Origin of the sequence: Sulfuriflexus mobilis (genome assembly GCF_003967195.1) — a bacterium.
Classification (GTDB): Bacteria; Pseudomonadota; Gammaproteobacteria; order AKS1; family AKS1; genus Sulfuriflexus; species Sulfuriflexus mobilis.
This window is the reverse complement of sequence record NZ_AP018725.1, coordinates 1,088,608-1,106,950: the sequence shown is the minus strand read 5'-3', so window position 1 is coordinate 1,106,950 and position 18,343 is coordinate 1,088,608. Positions and strand designations below refer to the sequence as shown.

The 18,343-nt window shown below is 51.7% G+C and carries 16 protein-coding genes and 1 tRNA gene; 14 read left to right on the top strand and 3 right to left on the bottom strand.

Annotated features, from left to right (window positions below):
* Positions 1-16 precede the first annotated feature (16 nt).
* Positions 17-838: a sulfurtransferase gene (locus EL386_RS05665; RefSeq protein WP_126454272.1), complete on the top strand. Its 822-nt coding sequence runs from the start codon at positions 17-19 to the stop codon at positions 836-838.
* Here EL386_RS05665 and EL386_RS15900 read toward each other — a convergent pair.
* Together EL386_RS15900 and arsS are read right to left on the bottom strand one after the other, a co-directional pair.
* The gene (locus EL386_RS15900) at positions 811-2,127 is read right to left on the bottom strand and encodes a TIGR04283 family arsenosugar biosynthesis glycosyltransferase (RefSeq protein WP_338057556.1); all 1,317 of its coding nucleotides are present in this window, start codon (positions 2,125-2,127) and stop codon (positions 811-813) included. The two genes, EL386_RS05665 and EL386_RS15900, sit on opposite strands and share 28 nt — an antisense overlap.
* Positions 2,128-2,151: 24 nt before the next feature.
* On the bottom strand, positions 2,152-3,117 hold the full coding sequence (gene arsS / locus EL386_RS05655; protein ID WP_126454270.1) for an arsenosugar biosynthesis radical SAM (seleno)protein ArsS: 966 nt from the start codon (positions 3,115-3,117) through the stop codon (positions 2,152-2,154).
* Positions 3,118-3,521: 404 nt separating this feature from the next.
* Between arsS and EL386_RS05650 the strand changes: the two genes are divergently transcribed.
* From EL386_RS05650 to EL386_RS05590, 13 genes are all read left to right on the top strand, one after another.
* Positions 3,522-3,821, top strand: a complete 300-nt coding sequence (locus EL386_RS05650) for an STAS domain-containing protein (protein ID WP_126454268.1) — start codon at positions 3,522-3,524, stop codon at positions 3,819-3,821.
* A gap of 64 nt (positions 3,822-3,885) precedes the next feature.
* Positions 3,886-4,248 (top strand): response regulator, encoded by a 363-nt coding sequence (locus tag EL386_RS05645; protein WP_126454266.1) that lies wholly within the window; start codon positions 3,886-3,888, stop codon positions 4,246-4,248.
* Between the two features lie 6 nt (positions 4,249-4,254).
* On the top strand, positions 4,255-6,336 hold the full coding sequence (locus EL386_RS05640) for a chemotaxis protein CheA (RefSeq protein WP_126454264.1): 2,082 nt from the start codon (positions 4,255-4,257) through the stop codon (positions 6,334-6,336).
* A 30-nt stretch (positions 6,337-6,366) separates the two neighbouring features.
* Positions 6,367-6,870 carry a chemotaxis protein CheW gene (locus tag EL386_RS05635; RefSeq protein ID WP_126457239.1) on the top strand — a complete coding sequence of 168 codons (504 nt, stop codon included), beginning with the start codon at positions 6,367-6,369 and terminating at the stop codon, positions 6,868-6,870.
* Between the two features lie 21 nt (positions 6,871-6,891).
* Positions 6,892-7,650, top strand: coding sequence for a ParA family protein (locus EL386_RS05630; protein ID WP_126454262.1), 759 nt, complete (start codon positions 6,892-6,894; stop codon positions 7,648-7,650).
* A gap of 194 nt (positions 7,651-7,844) precedes the next feature.
* Positions 7,845-10,772 (top strand): methyl-accepting chemotaxis protein, encoded by a 2,928-nt coding sequence (locus EL386_RS05625; protein WP_269471118.1) that lies wholly within the window; start codon positions 7,845-7,847, stop codon positions 10,770-10,772.
* 14 nt (positions 10,773-10,786) lie between these two features.
* Positions 10,787-11,641 (top strand): CheR family methyltransferase, encoded by an 855-nt coding sequence (locus EL386_RS05620; protein WP_126454260.1) that lies wholly within the window; start codon positions 10,787-10,789, stop codon positions 11,639-11,641.
* Position 11,642: 1 nt separating this feature from the next.
* A complete protein-coding gene (cheD, locus tag EL386_RS05615; protein WP_126454258.1) occupies positions 11,643-12,296 on the top strand; it encodes a chemoreceptor glutamine deamidase CheD in 654 nt (217 codons plus the stop codon).
* Positions 12,297-12,326: 30 nt separating this feature from the next.
* On the top strand, positions 12,327-13,403 hold the full coding sequence (locus EL386_RS05610; RefSeq protein WP_126454256.1) for a protein-glutamate methylesterase/protein-glutamine glutaminase: 1,077 nt from the start codon (positions 12,327-12,329) through the stop codon (positions 13,401-13,403).
* A gap of 99 nt (positions 13,404-13,502) precedes the next feature.
* Positions 13,503-14,705 (top strand): methyl-accepting chemotaxis protein, encoded by a 1,203-nt coding sequence (locus EL386_RS05605; RefSeq protein WP_126454254.1) that lies wholly within the window; start codon positions 13,503-13,505, stop codon positions 14,703-14,705.
* A 34-nt stretch (positions 14,706-14,739) separates the two neighbouring features.
* Positions 14,740-15,045, top strand: coding sequence for an STAS domain-containing protein (locus EL386_RS05600; protein ID WP_126454252.1), 306 nt, complete (start codon positions 14,740-14,742; stop codon positions 15,043-15,045).
* Positions 15,046-15,181: 136 nt separating this feature from the next.
* Positions 15,182-16,027, top strand: a complete 846-nt coding sequence (locus EL386_RS05595; protein WP_172597630.1) for an ATP-binding protein — start codon at positions 15,182-15,184, stop codon at positions 16,025-16,027.
* A 66-nt stretch (positions 16,028-16,093) separates the two neighbouring features.
* Positions 16,094-16,170, top strand: a tRNA-Arg gene (locus EL386_RS05590).
* Positions 16,171-16,193: 23 nt separating this feature from the next.
* On the opposite strand, the gene EL386_RS05585 is transcribed toward EL386_RS05590, so the two are convergent.
* A complete protein-coding gene (locus EL386_RS05585) occupies positions 16,194-18,299 on the bottom strand; it encodes an EAL domain-containing protein (protein ID WP_126454248.1) in 2,106 nt (701 codons plus the stop codon).
* Positions 18,300-18,343: the final 44 nt, after the last annotated feature.

Sequence of the window (18,343 nt, the reverse complement as noted above, 5' to 3'; positions counted from 1 at the left end):
TTTGCCGAAATAATCTATGCACACGAATACCTTACCTTTAATTATTGAATGCGATGAACTGTTGCCACACCTCGACGATAAGGCCATCCTTGTCATTGACCTGAGCAAGCCCGAGGTCTGGCGACAGGCACACATCCCCGGTGCAGCGCACCTGAACTACGGCAACATTGTGCGCATTGAGAAACCCGTGATGGGCCTGTTGCCCGATGCAGAAAGCTTTTCCACAACACTGGCCGCACTTGGCGTAAACAATGATACCCACATCGTCGCCTGTGATGACGAGGGCGGTGGCAAGGCCGCGCGCCTGTTATGGACACTGGAGGCCTTTGGTTTTCAACACTACTCGCTGTTAAACGGTGGCCTCATGGCCTGGGTCAATGAAGGCTATCCTGTCAGCAATACGGATCAACCCAGAGCGGCGGGGAATTTTTCTGTCACGCAACGCAACGAGGCCGTGATCGCTGAACGTGATGGTATCCAGCAGCAACTCGGTAATGATGCTGTGTGCCTGCTCGATGCCCGCAGCACCGTCGAGTATACCGGTACCAAGTCCTTCGCCGCGCGCGGTGGTCACATCCCCGGTGCCCTTCACTATGACTGGTTGCAACTCATGGACAACAGTCGTCATGGCCGTCTGCTTGATAAGGAACAACTGCGTAGCAGCTTTGAAGAAAAAGGCATCACCGCTGATAAGCAGGTGATCTGTTACTGCCAGACGCACCATCGTTCGGCACTGAGTTTTATTGCACTCAAATCACTCGGCTATAAAAATCTGCGTGGCTATCCCGGCTCATGGTCAGACTGGGGAAATCATACTGATACACCTGTTGAGACGTAGGCCAGGTAACGACTGTCCGTTGCCTGCAGACGCTTAAAGTCTGCTGGCCGATCCACATCCCACAACACCGGCATTTCCACACAACGCCAGTCGAGGTTGCGGATCCTTTGTCGTGTCTCGGTCAATACCTGTGCATGACCCCAGGTCATGTCCTCGAACAGGTGCATATCAAAAGCCGACAGGGCCAGCATGACATAACCGCCGTCCTCGGCAGGACCCAGCACGCAATCGGCACCGTCCCGCAAGTGTTGTAACACCGCATTGATATAGGCCGTATCCAACCCCGGGCAATCCGTGCCGATCAGGATCACGTAGGCGTGATCTGTCAGCAGCTGTTTTGCAGCATGTGCCATGCGTTGCCCAAGGTCACTGCCTTGTTGTGACCGCAGGTGCAGTGACAGAGATTTTTTTAGTGGCAAGAAAAAGGCATGTTGCGTATCCGTGGTCCATAACTGTATCGACCAAAGCGGCCCCTGTACGCGCACCAAGCAATCCCTGATCAGTTGCTCGTGCACCCGACAGGCCACATCTGCCTCCATACAGGCAAACAGGCGGGTCTTTACCTTACCCACCACGGGTGCACGGGCAAACACACAGACACAGCATGAGGACTTTTTATCATAACGCTGAAGCAGCCGTTCCGGGCTGGCCCCGCGCCAGTAGGCCAGGCGCAAGCGCCACATTAACCACATTGTGCGCAGGATGCCATGTTCCTCCCAGCGGCGACTGGAGGTGGTGACGGTTTCACGTACACAAGCCGGGCGAGTCTGTTGACGCAGGCGTTTGCTCAGTTCTATGTCTTCCATCAGGGGGATCGTCGAAAAACCCTTTTGTGCCTCGAAGACCTCGCGGCGGACAAACATGGCCTGGTCCCCGGTGGCGATGCCCGTGATACAGGAACGAATATTCATCATCAGGGCAATCAGGCGCAGCAAGGGGTGTCGGCCGGACAGGCGCACATTGAATCGACCCCAGGCCTGTCGTCGATCAGCAAGTGCCTGTGTGATCACCTGCATGGCATCTTCCGGCAAAAAGGTATCGGCATGCAGGAATACGAGTATCTCGTGACGGGCCTGTGCCGCGCCCGCATTCATCTGTCGGCCACGACCGGCTGACGTCGTAATAATTTTATCCACCCACGGTCTGGCCAGCGTAATGCTCGCATCATGACTGCCGCCATCGACGAGGATCAACTCATGACCGGCCTGTCGAAATGTTTGCAGGTGGCTCAGCCAGGCCGGCAGCGTCCCGGCCTCGTTTAATACCGGCACGATGATCGAACAGCGCATCACAACAATGACCGCACCATACCGCTAGTCCAGCAAGGCGCCGCCACAGCTACTGCCCTGTCCGGCGGTACAACCATAGCAATGACCGGCCACCTGGATCGGCAGGCCGTTCAGGTCCGTATCGAGTAATTCCCGCAGATGCCGACGTGGCGCCCCACCCATGCTCAGGGGTATATCGAGCATCTGGTTAAAGTCGCAATCATAAGCATACCCCTGCCAGTCGATGCTAAGCAGGGTCCGGCACATGACGCCGCCAAGATTTGACGCCTGGTGAGCCTCACGCAGCAGGTCCATGTAACCGTCAAATTCCCCCCGTGACAGCAGCAGACTGCCGAAGCGTTGGATCGGCATGTTCGCCAACGTATATAAGGTATTGAAGCGAACTCCGTATTCCTCTCCCAGTTGCTGACGATAATCCTGCTCCAGGGCACATTGGGCAGGAGGCAGGCTTGGCCCCTGCGGGTTATAGACCAGGTTCAGAAACAGGCCGCTGCCCGGGTCGCCGTAACCCAGCGCATTAAGCCGTTGCAGACCTGCCAGACTAGCTTCGAACACCCCCTTGCCGCGTTGAGAGTCAACATTTTCCTTTAAATAACAAGGCATGGAGGCAACCACCTCAACCTGCCTGGCCGCGAGGAAATCTGCCAGGTCTGTCTGACCGGGTTCGGAGAGGATCGTCAGGTTGCAGCGATCGATCACATGCACACCCAGGGCACGGGCGGCGTCGACCAGTTTACGAAAGTGTGGATTCAGCTCCGGGGCACCACCCGTCAGGTCGAGTATTGCCACCTGTTGCTGGCGTAAAAATTCCAGCACTGTCTCAATGGTTGTTGCATCCATTTGCTCGGTTCGATTGGGCCCGGCGTTGACATGGCAGTGTTGGCACTGCTGGTTACAGCGGTATCCCAGGTTAACCTGCAGGGTCGTCAATTTATCGCGATAGATTGACGGGAAATCAATTAATTTTAATGCGGAATATGTCGAAAGCATGACTCTTTCTATCAGATAACCTGAACAATGGCGACCTTATAGTTATTCGTCTGACGGATCAATGTGTGTAAACGAATGTGAATTCACACGGCCCACTCTATTGCACGACTAAATGCCTGCTACATTCTCTTTGGAACAAAAACACCGCGATACAGTTAGTTATATCAGGACGATCATTTGCCATACGGCAAACACGAACTGTCTGAAAGCGGCAAGCAACTATTTGTAGAATGATTTTTTCATTGAAAACAGAGTAATTAGAACGTCAATCTAAGCTGGCACATTACTTGCTTTATTTGAATTCGAAAAAGTTACTCGGCAAGGCTAAAGCTTCACTTGGCTGTGTCGATAGCTTGCTCATATAGAAAAATTTTACGTCATAACACCGGCCATAAGGGCGAAACATGAGCGGACAGGATAAACACCCGATCGAATGCCAGGATTCCCTGGACATATCCATGGTCACAGATTTCAGTATCGAGCTAAACAAGGCCCTTGAGATCGGCCAGCCTGTAGAGATACAGGCTGCAAAGGTTGAACGCGCCGATACCGCTGCCCTGCAATTACTCTGTGCCTTTTTCCTTGATGCCCGCGCCGCCGGCATCACCGTCGAATGGCAAGGCCCTAGTGATGCCCTGAAAAGTGCTGCCCTGCAACTTGGTCTGGCCGAACACATCGGCCTGGATGAGGCGAGCCTGCATTGAGGGCAAGTAGCCGACAGATTATGTACACACTATATATCTATATGAGATTTGAGGAGAACGTGTAATGGCAAGCATTCTTGCAGTGGATGATTCTGCATCCATGCGTCAAATGGTGAGCTTCACCCTGAAGGGCGCTGGCTATGATGTCACTGAGGCAAAGGATGGACAGGAAGCTCTGAATATCGCCAAGTCCAATAAATTCAATCTTGTTATTACTGACGTCAACATGCCTAACATGGATGGCATCACCCTGACAAAAGAACTCAGGACACTGCCAGCCTACAAGTTTATACCGATTCTTACTCTGACCACGGAATCCTCTAGCGAGAAAAAAATGGCAGGCAAACAGGCCGGCGCGACCGGCTGGATCGTCAAACCATTTAATCCTGATCAACTCCTGGCAACTGTAAAAAAAGTTTTAGGATAAGAACCTATGAGCATTGATATGCGGCAATTCCACCAGACTTTCTTCGAAGAAAGCTTCGAGGGTCTGGATATCATGGAAACAGAACTGCTAAACCTTGATGTGGGTGCGACCGATATTGATGTCATAAACACCATCTTTCGCGCCGCCCACTCCATCAAGGGTGGCAGTGGCACATTTGGCTTTAATAATGTTGCCGAATTCACCCATGTAGCAGAGACATTACTGGATGAAATGCGTGATGGCACCCGCGCGGTTACACAAAATGCCGTGTCCATCCTGCTCAAGTCTGTAGATATTATTCGCGGCATGCTCACAGCGCTACGTGACGACGGTGAAATGGATGCTGCCCAGGTTGCCGAGGTCAAGGCCGAACTCGATGCCCTGCTCGGTAGCGATTCCATAGAAACAGACCATAGCAGCAATGAGACAGCTGGCGCAGCGGCGACATCATCCGGCTGGAAAATAAAATTCACTCCACATGCAGAGATGCTGCGAACGGGTAATGACCCGGTACGTATGTTACGTGCACTGGCAGAGCTGGGTGAACTTGATGTCAAGGCTGATATCTCCAAACTGCCCGGCTTTAGTGAACTAAACCCTGAAGACTCTTTCCTCTCCTGGGATCTGACCCTGAGTGGCGAGATCAGTGAGGCGGACGTGCGTGAAGTGTTCGAATGGGTTGATGACGAGTGCGATCTGGACATCACGGCATTGGCCGCCGAGGCCAAGGCCGTGTCGACAGAAAGCCCTGCAAGCAATACAGAACACACAGCCGAACCGGCAGGCACAGATAAGGCGCCCGCCACACGTTCCGCTAAAACGGCAAAGGCCGGCGAAACCACCTCGATTCGCGTCGACATTGACAAGGTTGATGAGATTATTAATCTGGTTGGCGAACTGGTGATCACCCAATCCATGCTCGGTCAAATGGGTAGTGATTTTGAAGAAACCCAGGTCATAGACACCAACAAACTGGAAAAGCTCCGTGAAGGCCTGGGCCAACTTGAACGCAATACGCGTGAACTCCAGGAAAGTGTCATGCGTATTCGTATGCTGCCCATCAGCTTCGTCTTTAGCCGCATGCCACGCCTGATTCATGACTTATCCAGCAAGCTCGACAAGAAGGTCGACCTGGTGATCTCGGGTGAACAAACCGAACTCGACAAGACCGTGATGGAAAAAATCGGTGACCCGATGGTGCATCTGGTACGCAATGCACTCGACCACGGCCTTGAGAGCCCAGAACAGCGTGTAGCCGCCGGCAAACCGGAAACCGGTACAGTCAATCTCAACGCCTATCACCAGGGTGGCAATATCGTTATTGAAATATCTGACGATGGTGCAGGCCTGAACCGTAAGAAGATTCAAACTAAAGCCATTGAACGTGGCGTTATCGGTCCGGATGACCATCTCAGCGATGAAATGATCCAGGATATGATTTTCCACCCCGGCTTTTCTACGGCCGATCAGGTCAGTGATGTCTCCGGCCGAGGTGTTGGCATGGATGTGGTCCGCAAAAACATCAAGGCCCTCGGTGGCAATGTCGAAGTCAAATCGGAAGAAGGCATCGGTAGCCAATTCACGATTCGCCTACCGTTAACCCTGGCGATCCTGGATGGCCAGTTGGTCCGTGTCGGCGATGATACTTATGTCTTCCCGCTGATATCGATTATCGAGTCCATTCAGGTCAAGACAGAGCAAGTCAATGCCGTGGCGGGTAAGGCAGAGTTGTACAAGTTGCGTAATGAATATATCCCCATTATTCGTGCGCACCGGGTCTTCGGCATGCCGGAAGAAAACAAGGACCTGGCAGGACGGCTGATGGTAGTGGTTGAAGGTGATGGGCACCGCGCCGGTGTCATCGTTGATGACCTACTGGCCCAGCAACAAGTCGTCATCAAGAGTCTTGAAACCAATTACCGTCGTATCGAGGGACTTTCCGGTGCCACCATCCTCGGTGATGGCACGGTGGCCCTGATCCTCGATATTGCTGGCCTGATTAGTATGTTTCGTGAGGGAAACTATGATTCACCCCCCCCGAGTCCTAAAAAACCCGATGTCAGCGCTGTCAACAGCGAAGCTGCGTAAGGAGAGTTCTCTGTGAGTACACAACAAGCAATTGAAAATGAAATCCTCATCGGTGCCGACGCCGATCCGGATGCCGAACAATACCTCACCTTTATTCTCGCTGATGAAGAATATGGTGTGGATATCCTGCGCGTTCAGGAGATCAAGGGCTGGGACTCAGTAACCCCTATCCCGAACACACCAGGCTATATAAAAGGTGTCATTAACCTGCGCGGTACGATTGTGCCGATTATTGACCTGCGCCAACGATTTTCGATGGACAAAGTCGAATACGGCCCGATGACTGTTGTCATCGTGCTCAAGATCGAGAGCAATGACCGCGATCGCATAATGGGTATTGTTGTTGATGCCGTATCAGATGTATACGACGTCAGCGGCGAAGAAATGAAGCCTGCGCCAGACTTTGGCAATGTCGTCAACGTCGAATTTGTTAAAGGCCTCGCCACCGTTTCCGAGAAAATGCTTATTATTCTGGATATCGACCACCTTCTGTCCGGTGATGAACTCGCCGCCACTGACGGGCTGGCTGGATAATTTACGGACCTTAATGAGGGTATGCGCATGATTGCAGTGATGAATCAAAAAGGCGGCGTGGGAAAAACCACCACTACGCTGAACCTCGCGCACGCCCTGGCGCTGGCTGGCAAGTCTGTCACCGTCATCGACATGGACCCGCAGGCGCATTTAACCGCCAGTTTTGGTGCTGAGATGAAAATGCAATCCGGTATTGATGAAGTGCTCTTGGGTGAATCTGATATTAATGATGTACGTGTAAAGGTTCGTGACAAACTTCAGCTTATCCCCGCCGGCACCCGCCTGGGTGAACTGGAACAGGTCGCCACGGGTGGCGCACGTCGGGGCTGGTTGCTCAGTGATGCCGTGAAGGGATTGCCCGGGCAGGACTTTGTCCTCATCGACTGCCCGCCCTCATCCGGTATGCTGACCATGAATGCCATGCTTGCCGCCAAAGAGATGCTGATCCCGGTTGCCGGCGATTACCTCTCGCTGCACGGCCTGTCACGACTATTAAATATCCTCAAGCATATTGAAACACGACTGAAACATGCCACCAAAAAATGGATGGTTGTTACACGCTTTCACGGTCGACGCAAGCTAGCCAATGAAGTGCGCGGCAAATTGATGGACTATTTTCCAGGCCAGGTGCTTGCCACCCCGATTCGTGAAACCGTTGCCCTCGCTGAAAGTCCCAGCTTTGGCCAGACGATTTTTGAATACCAGAAATCCAGCAATGGCGCCAAGGATTATCTGGAGTTGGCGGACGACCTGCTCAAGGGGAGGACTTTCATCAAATGAATGACCGGAAATCCACGAGTGCAACACCTCGTCGACACGACAAACATGCAAATCGTGTTATCAGCCGTGCGCGCAGCAATGAACTCCATCTGGCCGATGACAGTACACGTTCTTCCAGCATGAATAGTTTAATTCTGACCCAAATCCTTTCCGGCCTCGCCTGGAACGGATAGCCATTACACAGGAGCTTTAAAATGGCCACCAAGAAACAAAGCAAGATGGGCTACGACCCCCTCGCCTGGATGCAGGAAGAGGAAGAGGGAGAATCGTCCACGCCCATTGCTGCTGAAAAAACAAAGGCGGCAAAGAAGCCGGCAAAAAAAACCCCTGCCAAGGCAGAAAAAGTCAAACCCTATGTCTCACCACTTGGGCTGGATGTCGAAACGCTGGAAAGCTCTTTTGCGGCACTGGCCCCACAGGCGGATGACCTGGTAAAGCGCTTTTACGAAGAATTATTCGAGCGCTACCCGGCCGTCAAGCCGCTGTTCAAAAACACCACGCCGGCCAAGCAGCGCAAGAAGCTGGTTGCCGCACTGGCATTGCTGGTTAACAACCTGCGCAAGCCGGATGAACTGGTGCCCGTTTTACAACAAATGGGCGCGCGCCATGAAGGCTATGGTGCCGAACCCGATCACTACACGGCCGTCGCCGATACCCTGCTGGATGTTATGGCAGAGTTCGCTGGTGAGCTTTGGACCACTGAAGTAAAAAACGCATGGCATACCGCATTAACTACGGTTGCCACCACCATGCTAAATGCATACGGAACCCCGGAGGATACAGAAATGGCTAGCACAAGTGCCGCAGTAACAAATGATCAGCAACAATTAACCCGAATGCAGTCGGCCATTGATGGTGCCATGACCGCGATTATGATGGTAGACCGTGACCTGGTTATTACCTATGCCAACCAGGCGACCATCAATCTGCTGAAGAAAAATGAGGAAGAGCTGCGTCGCGTCTATCCCGGTTTCTCTGCTGACAAGATCATGGGGGCCTGTATTGATGGTTTCCATAAGAATCCGGCTCACCAGCGTCAATTGCTGTCTGATCCGAACAACCTGCCCTTCCAGACAGATATTCAGGTTGGTCCACTGGTTTTCTCCCTGAATGTGACTGCCCAGATCAGTAGCAATGGTGAATACATTGGTAACTCACTGGAGTGGGCCGATGTCACCGACTTGCGCGCACGCGAAACCGAGGTTGCACGCCTGCAGGGCACTGTCGATGGTGCCATGACTGCCATCATGATGATCGACCGTGACCTGGTCGTCACCTACGCCAACGATGCCACCCTGAAACTGCTGCGTAAATATGAAACAGAACTAAAAGGCCTGTACCCCGGCTTCAGCGTGAATGGACTGGTAGGCTCATGCATTGACATGTTCCACAAAAACCCGGCACATCAGCGTGGCCTGCTGTCTGACCCGAGCAACCTGCCGTTCAGCACAGATATTCAGGTCGGCCCGCTGACTTTCAATATCAATGCCACGGCCATCATGGATCAAAATGGTAGCTACGTCGGTAATGCCCTGGAATGGTCAGACGTTACCGAAACACGCAAGAAGGAACTCGAAGTTGCCCGCCTGCAGTCTGCAGTCGATGGTGCCGAGGCCAACCTGATGCTGTGTGATGAGGACCTGAACATTACCTTCGCCAACCCGGCCGTGGTACAAATGCTACGCAATCGTCAAACGGAACTGCGTCAAATCTGGCCGGGCCTGAATGTTGATAATCTTATTGGCACCTGTATTGACGGTTTCCACAAGAACCCGGCGCATCAGCGTGCCCTGCTCTCTGATGCCAGTCGCCTGCCGGCCACCGCCGAGATCAAGGTCGGTGACCTGGAGTTCCGTGTCAACGCCACCATGATCACCGGCCCCAACGGTGAATACATGGGTAACATGGTGCAGTGGAATGACATCACCGAGCAGAAGGATGCCGAACGCCAGATTCAGGACCTGATCGATAGCGCCAGCAATGGGATATTGGACAACCGCATCGAGCACAGTGAATACAGTGGCTTTATGAAGAATCTGGGTGAAGGGATTAACTCTCTTATGGATTCCGTCGTAGAACCGCTGCAAGGTGGTATGGCCGTAATGGAAACCCTCTCCAGGGGTGACCTGACCCAGAAGATGGAAGGTGACTTCCAGGGTGACTTTGCCTCGCTACGTGACTCAGTCAACAGTACTGTAGATAACCTGGTCGATATCGTCGGCAAGATCCGTGAATCCGGTACCAACATCGCCGGTGCCAGTACCGAGATCGCCCAGGGTAACTCAGACTTGAGCCAGCGTACCGAGGAGCAGGCCTCCAGCCTGGAAGAAACCGCCTCCAGCATGGAAGAGCTCACCAGTACCGTAAAACAAAATGCGGATAACGCCCGCCAGGCCAATCAACTGGCCGCCGGTGCCCGCGACCAGGCCGAGAAAGGCGGTTCCGTGGTCGGCGATGCCATCTCCGCCATGAGTGAAATCAACTCGGCGAGTAAGAAGATTGCTGACATCATCGGCGTCATTGATGAAATCGCCTTTCAGACCAACCTGCTCGCCCTCAACGCTGCCGTGGAAGCGGCACGTGCTGGTGAACAGGGTCGTGGCTTCGCCGTAGTCGCCAGTGAGGTGCGTAACCTCGCCCAACGCAGTGCCGGTGCAGCGAAAGAAATCAAGGCCCTGATTAACGACAGTGTTGAGAAGGTCGATGATGGTAGTCGCCTGGTCAATGAATCTGGCCAGACCCTCGGCGAGATCGTCGAGGCCGTGAAGAAGGTCAGTGACATCATTGCCGAGATCGCCGCCGCCAGTCAGGAACAGTCGAGTGGTATCGAACAGGTTAACAAGGCCATTATGCAAATGGACGAGGTGACCCAGCAGAACGCCGCCCTCGTTGAAGAAGCCGCCGCCGCCAGTGAATCCCTTGATGAACAGGCCCGTGGTCTTGACCAGTTGATGACCTTCTTCCGCGTGGATGAGAACGAGTCGGTAGAACGCCGTGCCCCGCGCACAGCCCCTGCCGCACCGGCAGCGCGTCGGCCTGCAGCACGCCCCGCAGCCGCCGCTCGCCGCCCTGCCGCCGCCTCATCGGCACCGGTAGATGACAGTGAATGGGAAGAGTTCTAAGCGGAGCGAAATCAATGCCAAGCAGCGCGAATAAGCGCGAGCGTGAATTTCAGTTCTCCGACAGGGACTTTAATCGCATACGACAACTGGTCAGTCAGCATACTGGTATATCCTTATCCGAGGCTAAACGGGATATGGTGTACAGCCGACTGGCCAGGCGTCTGCGCGAGGTGGACCTGCAGGATTTCGGTAGTTATTGCTCACTCATCGACAGTCCCAAGGGTGAAGATGAACTGCTGAATTTCACCAATGCGATCACCACCAACCTGACGTCATTTTTCCGGGAACCGCATCACTTTGAGTACCTGCAAAAGACCTTACTGCCGGAGTTGATGAAGACCAATGCGCAGACGAGACGACTACGTATCTGGTCGGCAGGTTGTTCCACGGGTGAAGAGCCCTATAGCATAGCCCTGGCCATTCGCGAGGTCATTCCTGAAAACAGTGACTGGGATATCAAGATCCTCGCCACTGATCTGGATTCGAATGTGCTCGCCAAGGGACAGTCTGGAATCTACGATGCAGAACGTATTGCCGGCTTGTCCAAGCAACGCGCCAGAAACTGGTTCCTGCGTGGTAAAGGTGATAAACAGAATCTGGTACGCGTCCATCCCGCTTTACAGGAGATGATTTCCTTTAAACGACTCAACCTGATGAATGAATGGCCTATCAAGGGGCCCTTTGACTTCATGTTCTGTCGTAACGTGGTGATTTATTTTGACAAGCCCACGCAAAGCGTCCTGTTTGATCGTTACGCCGACCTGCTTGTTGATGATGCCCGTCTGTTCCTGGGACATTCTGAAACCATGTTTAAGGTCTGTGACCGTTTCAAACTTATCGGCAACACTATTTACCAGAAGCTCAAGTAACATGACAACGTCTGCCGGCCGTTCACAAACTCCTGATCTGAAGCCGGTATTGCCAGGTTTTGAACACATCAATCGTTACTGGGACAGAATGCATCATGCCCATGCAGCGAAGATCTTACCGGGTGAATATTATGTCACTACGCAAAATGAAGAGATTGTGACTGTACTCGGATCATGCGTATCGGCGTGCATACGTGACCGAATATTTGGCATTGGTGGCATGAACCACTTCATGCTGCCCATGACTACCCCAAACAGCTCCGATGCCTGGAAGAATATCAATATCAGCGCTGCCACGCGTTATGGCAACTATGCCATGGAGCATTTGATTAACGATATTCTCAGTCATGGTGGTGCGCGCAAGAACCTGGAGGTAAAACTGTTTGGCGGCGGCAAGGTCCTTGCGCAGATGACCGATGTTGGCAGTCGTAATATCGCCTTTGTGCGAGAATATGTCGAGGTTGAAAATCTTGATGTGACAGCTGAAGACCTGGGGGACATTTACCCCAGAAAAGTTATGTACAATCCCCTGACCGGGAAAGTAAAAATGAAAAAACTACGCTCACTACATAATAATACGATTATCGAACGTGAAACTAAATACATGCACCAACTGGAAGACGAACCGGTCGAGAGCGAAATCGACTTGTTTTAGGCGGATAACAAGCCAGAGTAGTGAACTTTTATGGCCAAAGATAAAATCAAGGTATTAATCATTGACGACTCCGCGCTGGTGCGCGAAGTCCTCACCGAGATCCTTAATGCCGACCCAAACCTTGAAGTGATCGGCACAGCCTCCGACCCGATTATTGCACGTAACAAGATCAAACAGCTAAACCCGGATGTCCTGACACTTGATGTAGAAATGCCACGCATGGATGGACTGACCTTCCTTAGTAATCTCATGCGTCTACGACCCATGCCCGTAGTAATGGTCTCATCACTGACGGAAAAAGGTGCCGACATTACCTTGCGGGCACTCGAAATGGGTGCCGTTGATTTTGTTTCCAAACCTAAACTCGATGTCGCGCATGGACTCAAGGACTATGCCGAGGAGCTCTGCGGAAAGGTCAAGGCGGCTTCCGGGGCAAAACTGCAAAACTACAGTTGGGACAGTGGCCCGACACTCGAAACCCAGGAACGCCATACAGCCGATGCCGTGCTTAACAAACGCGAGGTTAAAAACTTCAAAACCACTGACAGGATCATTGCCATCGGCGCTTCAACCGGTGGCACGGAGGCCATCAAGGAAGTCCTCATGCATATGCCCGCCGATGCCCCCGGTATTGTCATTACCCAGCACATCCCGGAGGCCTTCAGCGGCCCCTTTGCCAAGCGTATGGACGACAACTGTGCCATGACCGTGTACGAGGCCACTGATGGCCAGCAAATTCTGCCCGGACATGTCTATATCGCCCCCGGCAGTCACCACATGCTGGTTGAGCGCAGTGGTGCACGCTATATCTGCAAACTCAGTGATGGTCCGCCCGTCAACCGTCACCGTCCGGCCGTAGACGTCATGTTCCGTTCCGTGGCACAAAATGTCGGCCCGAATGCCATTGGTGTCATCCTCACCGGTATGGGTGATGATGGCGCCATCGGTATGAAAGAGATGCAAGAGGCCGGCGCGCCCACCATCGCCCAGGATGAAAAGACCAGTGTGGTCTGGGGCATGCCCGGCGAAGCCGTCAAACAGGGTGGCGTAGACGTCATCCTGGCCCTGCAGGAAATACCGAATAAATTGATTGGACTGTATAAATAAAGATCAAACATAGAATAACTTTGCTGTGTTTACTCAAGTTTACTGCCGACTTACCGATAAAATTAGTACGGCTATGGAAATCCGGGAATCACCTACAATATGCTGAAATTACTAAAAATGTTCCCCTTTGCATGGCTCGGCACGGTCATAGGCATCGGTCTGATGTTTGTCATCGAGAGTGGCTGGCCAGCCGCCCTCGTCCTGTTGGTCTGTAGCGGTATCTGGCTGCTCGCCATCAGGGGACTATCCACAGCCGCGAGGCCCACTGCCGACGACAGGACCCATACCTCAACTATCGACATTGCCCCCCTCTACAACGAGATAAGGGTCATCATTGAGGGCGAAACAGCCAAGGTACAGGACGAACTGCTGCAGATTGGCACCCTCGTCAATGATGCCATTGAAAACCTCACCAGCAGTTTCAATGGCCTCAATGACATGTCGCGTTCACAGGAGGAACTGGTTAGTGGTCTGGTCACCAACATGACTAAGACTATCGAAAACGATGATGGTGGCAGTGAACAAAGCCTCATGATCAACGGCTTTGCCGATGAGACCAACAAGGCCCTGCATGCTTTTATTGAGCACATCCTTTCTACCAGTCGCGACAGTATGAACCTCGTGCATAGCATTGAAGATATCGCCAAGGATATGGTCAAGGTTGAGGGCATGCTCGATGACGTAAAAGCTATCGCCGATCAGACCAACCTGCTGGCACTGAATGCGGCGATCGAGGCGGCACGCGCCGGGGAAAGTGGCCGGGGTTTTGCCGTCGTCGCCGATGAGGTGCGAAAACTGTCACAAAACTCAAACGAATTCAGTGATCGCATTCGCGAGGTAATGAAGAGTTCTCTGGCGAACATCAGTATTGCCAAAAAAGATATAGGTGAGATGGCTTCTAAAGATATGAGTGTTGCCCTGGAATCCAAGCAGCGCATATCAATAATGGTCGAAGAGGCCAGGTTGCTGAACGAGTTCCTGCATAACAACCTCGGTGAAGTATCGAATATGTCATCAGGTATCAATAACAGCGTTGCCACCGCCATTCGTTCACTGCAGTTTGAGGATATGGTCAGGCAGTTATCAGAACATTCCAACAACATGCTCGATGCCCTGAATCATTTTCTTAACGATGCCAGTAATGAATTGCTACAGCTACAATCCAGTGACGCCATGAACACAGATGATTCAATTGAACACTATCGCGGCCGCATCCATGCGCTACAGGAAATACATCTTACGCCATTGCATAAGGCGGTGAGCCAGGCCAGCATGGATGAAGGTGAAATAGACCTGTTCTGAATCAATCGACAGTTAAACCTACGAGGAATACGACATGCCCGTAACCAGCTCAAAGTCCAGTGATGGCAATACCGTCACCATCAAGACCAGTGAAAAATTTGATTACAGCTCACATACGGATTTTCGTGAAGCCTATGACGATGAAAGTAACGCCAATGTTTCTTTCGTTATCGATATGCGCAACACAGACTATATGGACAGCTCAGCACTGGGTATGCTGTTGCTATTGCGGGAGCATGTCGGCAATGATCGCGGCCGGATTAAAATTGTTAATTGCAACAATGAAATTAAAAACATCATGGAAATTTCCAGCTTCCAGAAACTCTTTGATTTGGAATAATTGTCAGAACACTCATGTCGCCCCATTGGCGAATGAGCCTGACTAAGATCCAATGACCACCCTGGTATATAGCCAATCCAATGCATTTCTTGCTGCCCATCAGGAGGCGCTTGAGGCAAATGGATTTGATTGCCTCATGGCGAACACTGTTGATCAGGCCATGGAATTCCTGCGGCAAACGCCGGTAACTATTATCTACATCGATACACAAAGTACCGGGGATGGTTGCCGCCGTCTTATGTACTCATTAAAGGCCATCAACAACGGTTCCGCTCGGGTGTTTATCTCGGCAGAGCTAAGCGATACCACAGAGACCGACATTGAAAACCATGATAATGTATTTGATACAATCCATACCCACAAGGCCTCCCCGCTACCCCTTATTTCCAGGTTGATTCACCTGCGTGATACTGCAGAGTATAGCAATAAGCCCCTCACACAAGATATCAGTAATGAAATCAGCCTGCCCTCATACAATATAAAACATAGTATATTTTCCTGGATGTTCTCTTGTCATGCTGACATACGGGCCCTTCGCAATCACGATATCCTTGAACGCATCACCCGCGCCATGCAGAATCTGCACATCCCCGCCGAACACAGCAGAAACCTGAACATCATCGTCACCGAACTCTATAACAACGCCCTCGATCACGGAGTTCTGGCACTTCCTTCTGTAGTAAAACAGGGGCCTGACGGATTTGTGCGCTTTTATGAAATGCGCCTGGTCAAGCTTTGCGAAAAGAATACCGGCAGTATCCAATTATCTGTAACCGAGAAAATCGAGAGCGGCTTTGCCCGTATCACCATCGCTATTAAAGACAGTGGCATGGGCTTTGACTTCAATAGCATCAATCAGGAAACGGCAACGGGCAACCCATTCGGACGAGGTCTGATCATCGTTCGTGGACTTTGCAAATCACTGAACTACAAGGGTTCGGGGAATGAGGTCGAGGCGATATACGAATGGCCGCTGAATTAAGCGTATTCGTCACACACAACAGCAGGCTTCTCATCAGCCTGTGAATACATTATATTACCGCCTCCTGCCCCGGTAGCTCAGCTGGATAGAGCGTCCCCCTCCTAAGGGGAAGGTCAGAGGTTCGAATCCTCTCCGGGGCACCACTCATTGCCGTTAAAAAAACCGACTAGCTACTACCGACTACCCGCAGGGCCTCCGGCTTAATAACACCGGTATACAGCAGGGCTCCAGCCTGTTCAGCCGGAACGGCTTTACTAAACAAGAAGCCCTGGATCATCTCACAGCCCTTTGCCTCCAGGAATTCCAGCTGCTGAGTATCTTCCACACCCTCCGCCACCACTTTCAACTTAAGGCTATGTGCCATAGAGACAATCGCGCTGACAATGCTCGCATCGCCATTATTCTTTGACACGTCTTTGACAAAGGAACGATCAATTTTCAATATATCAATGGAGAACTTCTGCAGATAACTCAGTGAAGAGTAACCTGTACCAAAATCATCAATGGCCAGTCCGACGCCCATATTCTTCAACTCTGAGAAAATACTAACGGTCTTCTCAGGGCTGCGCATAATCGTGCTCTCGGTCAGTTCTACTTCAAGGAATCGTGCATCGAGGCCAGTTTCTGCAAGTGCCTCTGCAACAATGCTACTGATATCACCGTCATTGAATTGTACTGGCGATATATTGACGGCAATCTTTATATCAGTGAAACCCCTATCATGCCAGGCACGACAGGTATGGCAGGCCGTATGCAGCACCCAACGTCCAACCTGATTAATCATGCCGGTCTCTTCGAGGAGTGGAATAAATTCAACCGGAGAGACCATACCCAACTCCGGATGCTGCCAGCGTATCAGCGCCTCAAAACAGATGATTTTTCCGGTTGCCACATCGACCTGTGGTTGGTAATGCAAAATAAATTCTTCGCGCTCAAGGGCCTTGCGCAGGGAGGATTCCATATTGAGACGATAGAGTGATTGTGCATTCATTTCACTCTCATAGAAGCTGTAATTATTATTGCCATTTTCCTTGGCGTGATGGATAGCAACATCAGCATTCTGAATCAGGGTTTGTGCATCATTGCCATCGTTGGGATACAGACTGATGCCTATACTGGTGGTAATAAACAATTCATGCGCATCAAAAACATGGGCCTGTGATAAGGGCTTGATGATCTTGTCTACTACTACAGGAATATCTTCTTTCTGATGAATATCTTCCAGAATCACTGCAAATTCATCATCACCCAGGCGGGCAACGGTATCACCATCACGGACACCCTCATTGAGTCTTTTTGCAACCGTTTGTAATACACGATCACCACAGTCAAGCCCCAGGGTTTCGTTAATATTCTTGAAGCGATCCAGGTCGATAAATAAGACGGCAACGACCCTGCCATTCCAGCGCGCCCGCAATATCGCCTGGCGAAGCCGGTCCATGAACAGCGCCCGGTTCGGCAAACCCGTTAGCGTATCGTGATGCGATAAATGGTGCAGACGCTCACGTGTCTGCATTTGTTCAGTAATATCCTTACCGGTCGAAATAAAATGTCCGACCACCCCGTCTTTATCTTTCAGCGGGGTTATAGACTTTTCTTCATAATAAAGACTGCCGTCTTTACGCCTGTTGATAAAAACGTCCTGAAACGTATTCCCCTGCGTCAGCGTTTGCCAAAGCTGTGCATAAAAGACCTCATCATGGCGACCGGATTTGAGCATATTCGTTGAACGCCCAATAGCCTCTTCTTTACTAAAACCGGTAATCCGGGTGAATGCTGCATTAACATACTCAATAATGCCATTCGGGTCAGTGATCATCACAGCATCAGCCGTTTGCTCAACCGCACTGGAAAGCTTGTGCATTTGCTGCTCGGCATCCCGATGCTGGCTACGCAGCCGGGCCTCCTTGATTTCACGTTCAATAGCCGGCACCAGGCGGGCTAGATTGCCCTTCATGATGTAATCATGGGCCCCGGCCTTCATGGCCATCACCGCAATCTCTTCACCGATATTGGCAGAAGAAATAATAAACGGCAGGTCTATACCGAGGCCCTTAACCAGTTTGAGGGCGGCAATGCCATCAAAATGCGGCATGCTGTAGTCCGAGATAATGATGTCCCAGCTCTCGTTACACAGGGCCGCCTCCATATCCACGGCCGTTTCAACCCGCTTGTACACCGGTTCAAAGCCGCCCTTACGCAGCTCACGCAATAACAACTCGGTATCATTGTCGGAATCTTCAACAATGAGGATTTTTATCGCTTTAGGCACTGAGACGCCTCTTGATCTTGTTCTTATTAAGTTTTCTGGCCACC

Excerpts from the sequence above, each read along its gene's own strand:
- EL386_RS05665 (WP_126454272.1), top strand. The coding sequence starts at position 17 with ATGCACACGAATACCTTACCTTTAATTATTGAATGCGATGAACTGTTG.
- EL386_RS15900 (WP_338057556.1), bottom strand. The coding sequence starts at position 2,127 with ATGCGCTGTTCGATCATCGTGCCGGTATTAAACGAGGCCGGGACGCTG.
- arsS (WP_126454270.1), bottom strand. The coding sequence starts at position 3,117 with ATGCTTTCGACATATTCCGCATTAAAATTAATTGATTTCCCGTCAATC.
- EL386_RS05650 (WP_126454268.1), top strand. The coding sequence starts at position 3,522 with ATGAGCGGACAGGATAAACACCCGATCGAATGCCAGGATTCCCTGGAC.
- EL386_RS05645 (WP_126454266.1), top strand. The coding sequence starts at position 3,886 with ATGGCAAGCATTCTTGCAGTGGATGATTCTGCATCCATGCGTCAAATG.
- EL386_RS05640 (WP_126454264.1), top strand. The coding sequence starts at position 4,255 with ATGAGCATTGATATGCGGCAATTCCACCAGACTTTCTTCGAAGAAAGC.
- EL386_RS05630 (WP_126454262.1), top strand. The coding sequence starts at position 6,892 with ATGCGCATGATTGCAGTGATGAATCAAAAAGGCGGCGTGGGAAAAACC.
- EL386_RS05625 (WP_269471118.1), top strand. The coding sequence starts at position 7,845 with ATGGCCACCAAGAAACAAAGCAAGATGGGCTACGACCCCCTCGCCTGG.
- EL386_RS05620 (WP_126454260.1), top strand. The coding sequence starts at position 10,787 with ATGCCAAGCAGCGCGAATAAGCGCGAGCGTGAATTTCAGTTCTCCGAC.
- cheD (WP_126454258.1), top strand. The coding sequence starts at position 11,643 with ATGACAACGTCTGCCGGCCGTTCACAAACTCCTGATCTGAAGCCGGTA.
- EL386_RS05610 (WP_126454256.1), top strand. The coding sequence starts at position 12,327 with ATGGCCAAAGATAAAATCAAGGTATTAATCATTGACGACTCCGCGCTG.
- EL386_RS05605 (WP_126454254.1), top strand. The coding sequence starts at position 13,503 with ATGCTGAAATTACTAAAAATGTTCCCCTTTGCATGGCTCGGCACGGTC.
- EL386_RS05600 (WP_126454252.1), top strand. The coding sequence starts at position 14,740 with ATGCCCGTAACCAGCTCAAAGTCCAGTGATGGCAATACCGTCACCATC.
- EL386_RS05595 (WP_172597630.1), top strand. The coding sequence starts at position 15,182 with ATGGCGAACACTGTTGATCAGGCCATGGAATTCCTGCGGCAAACGCCG.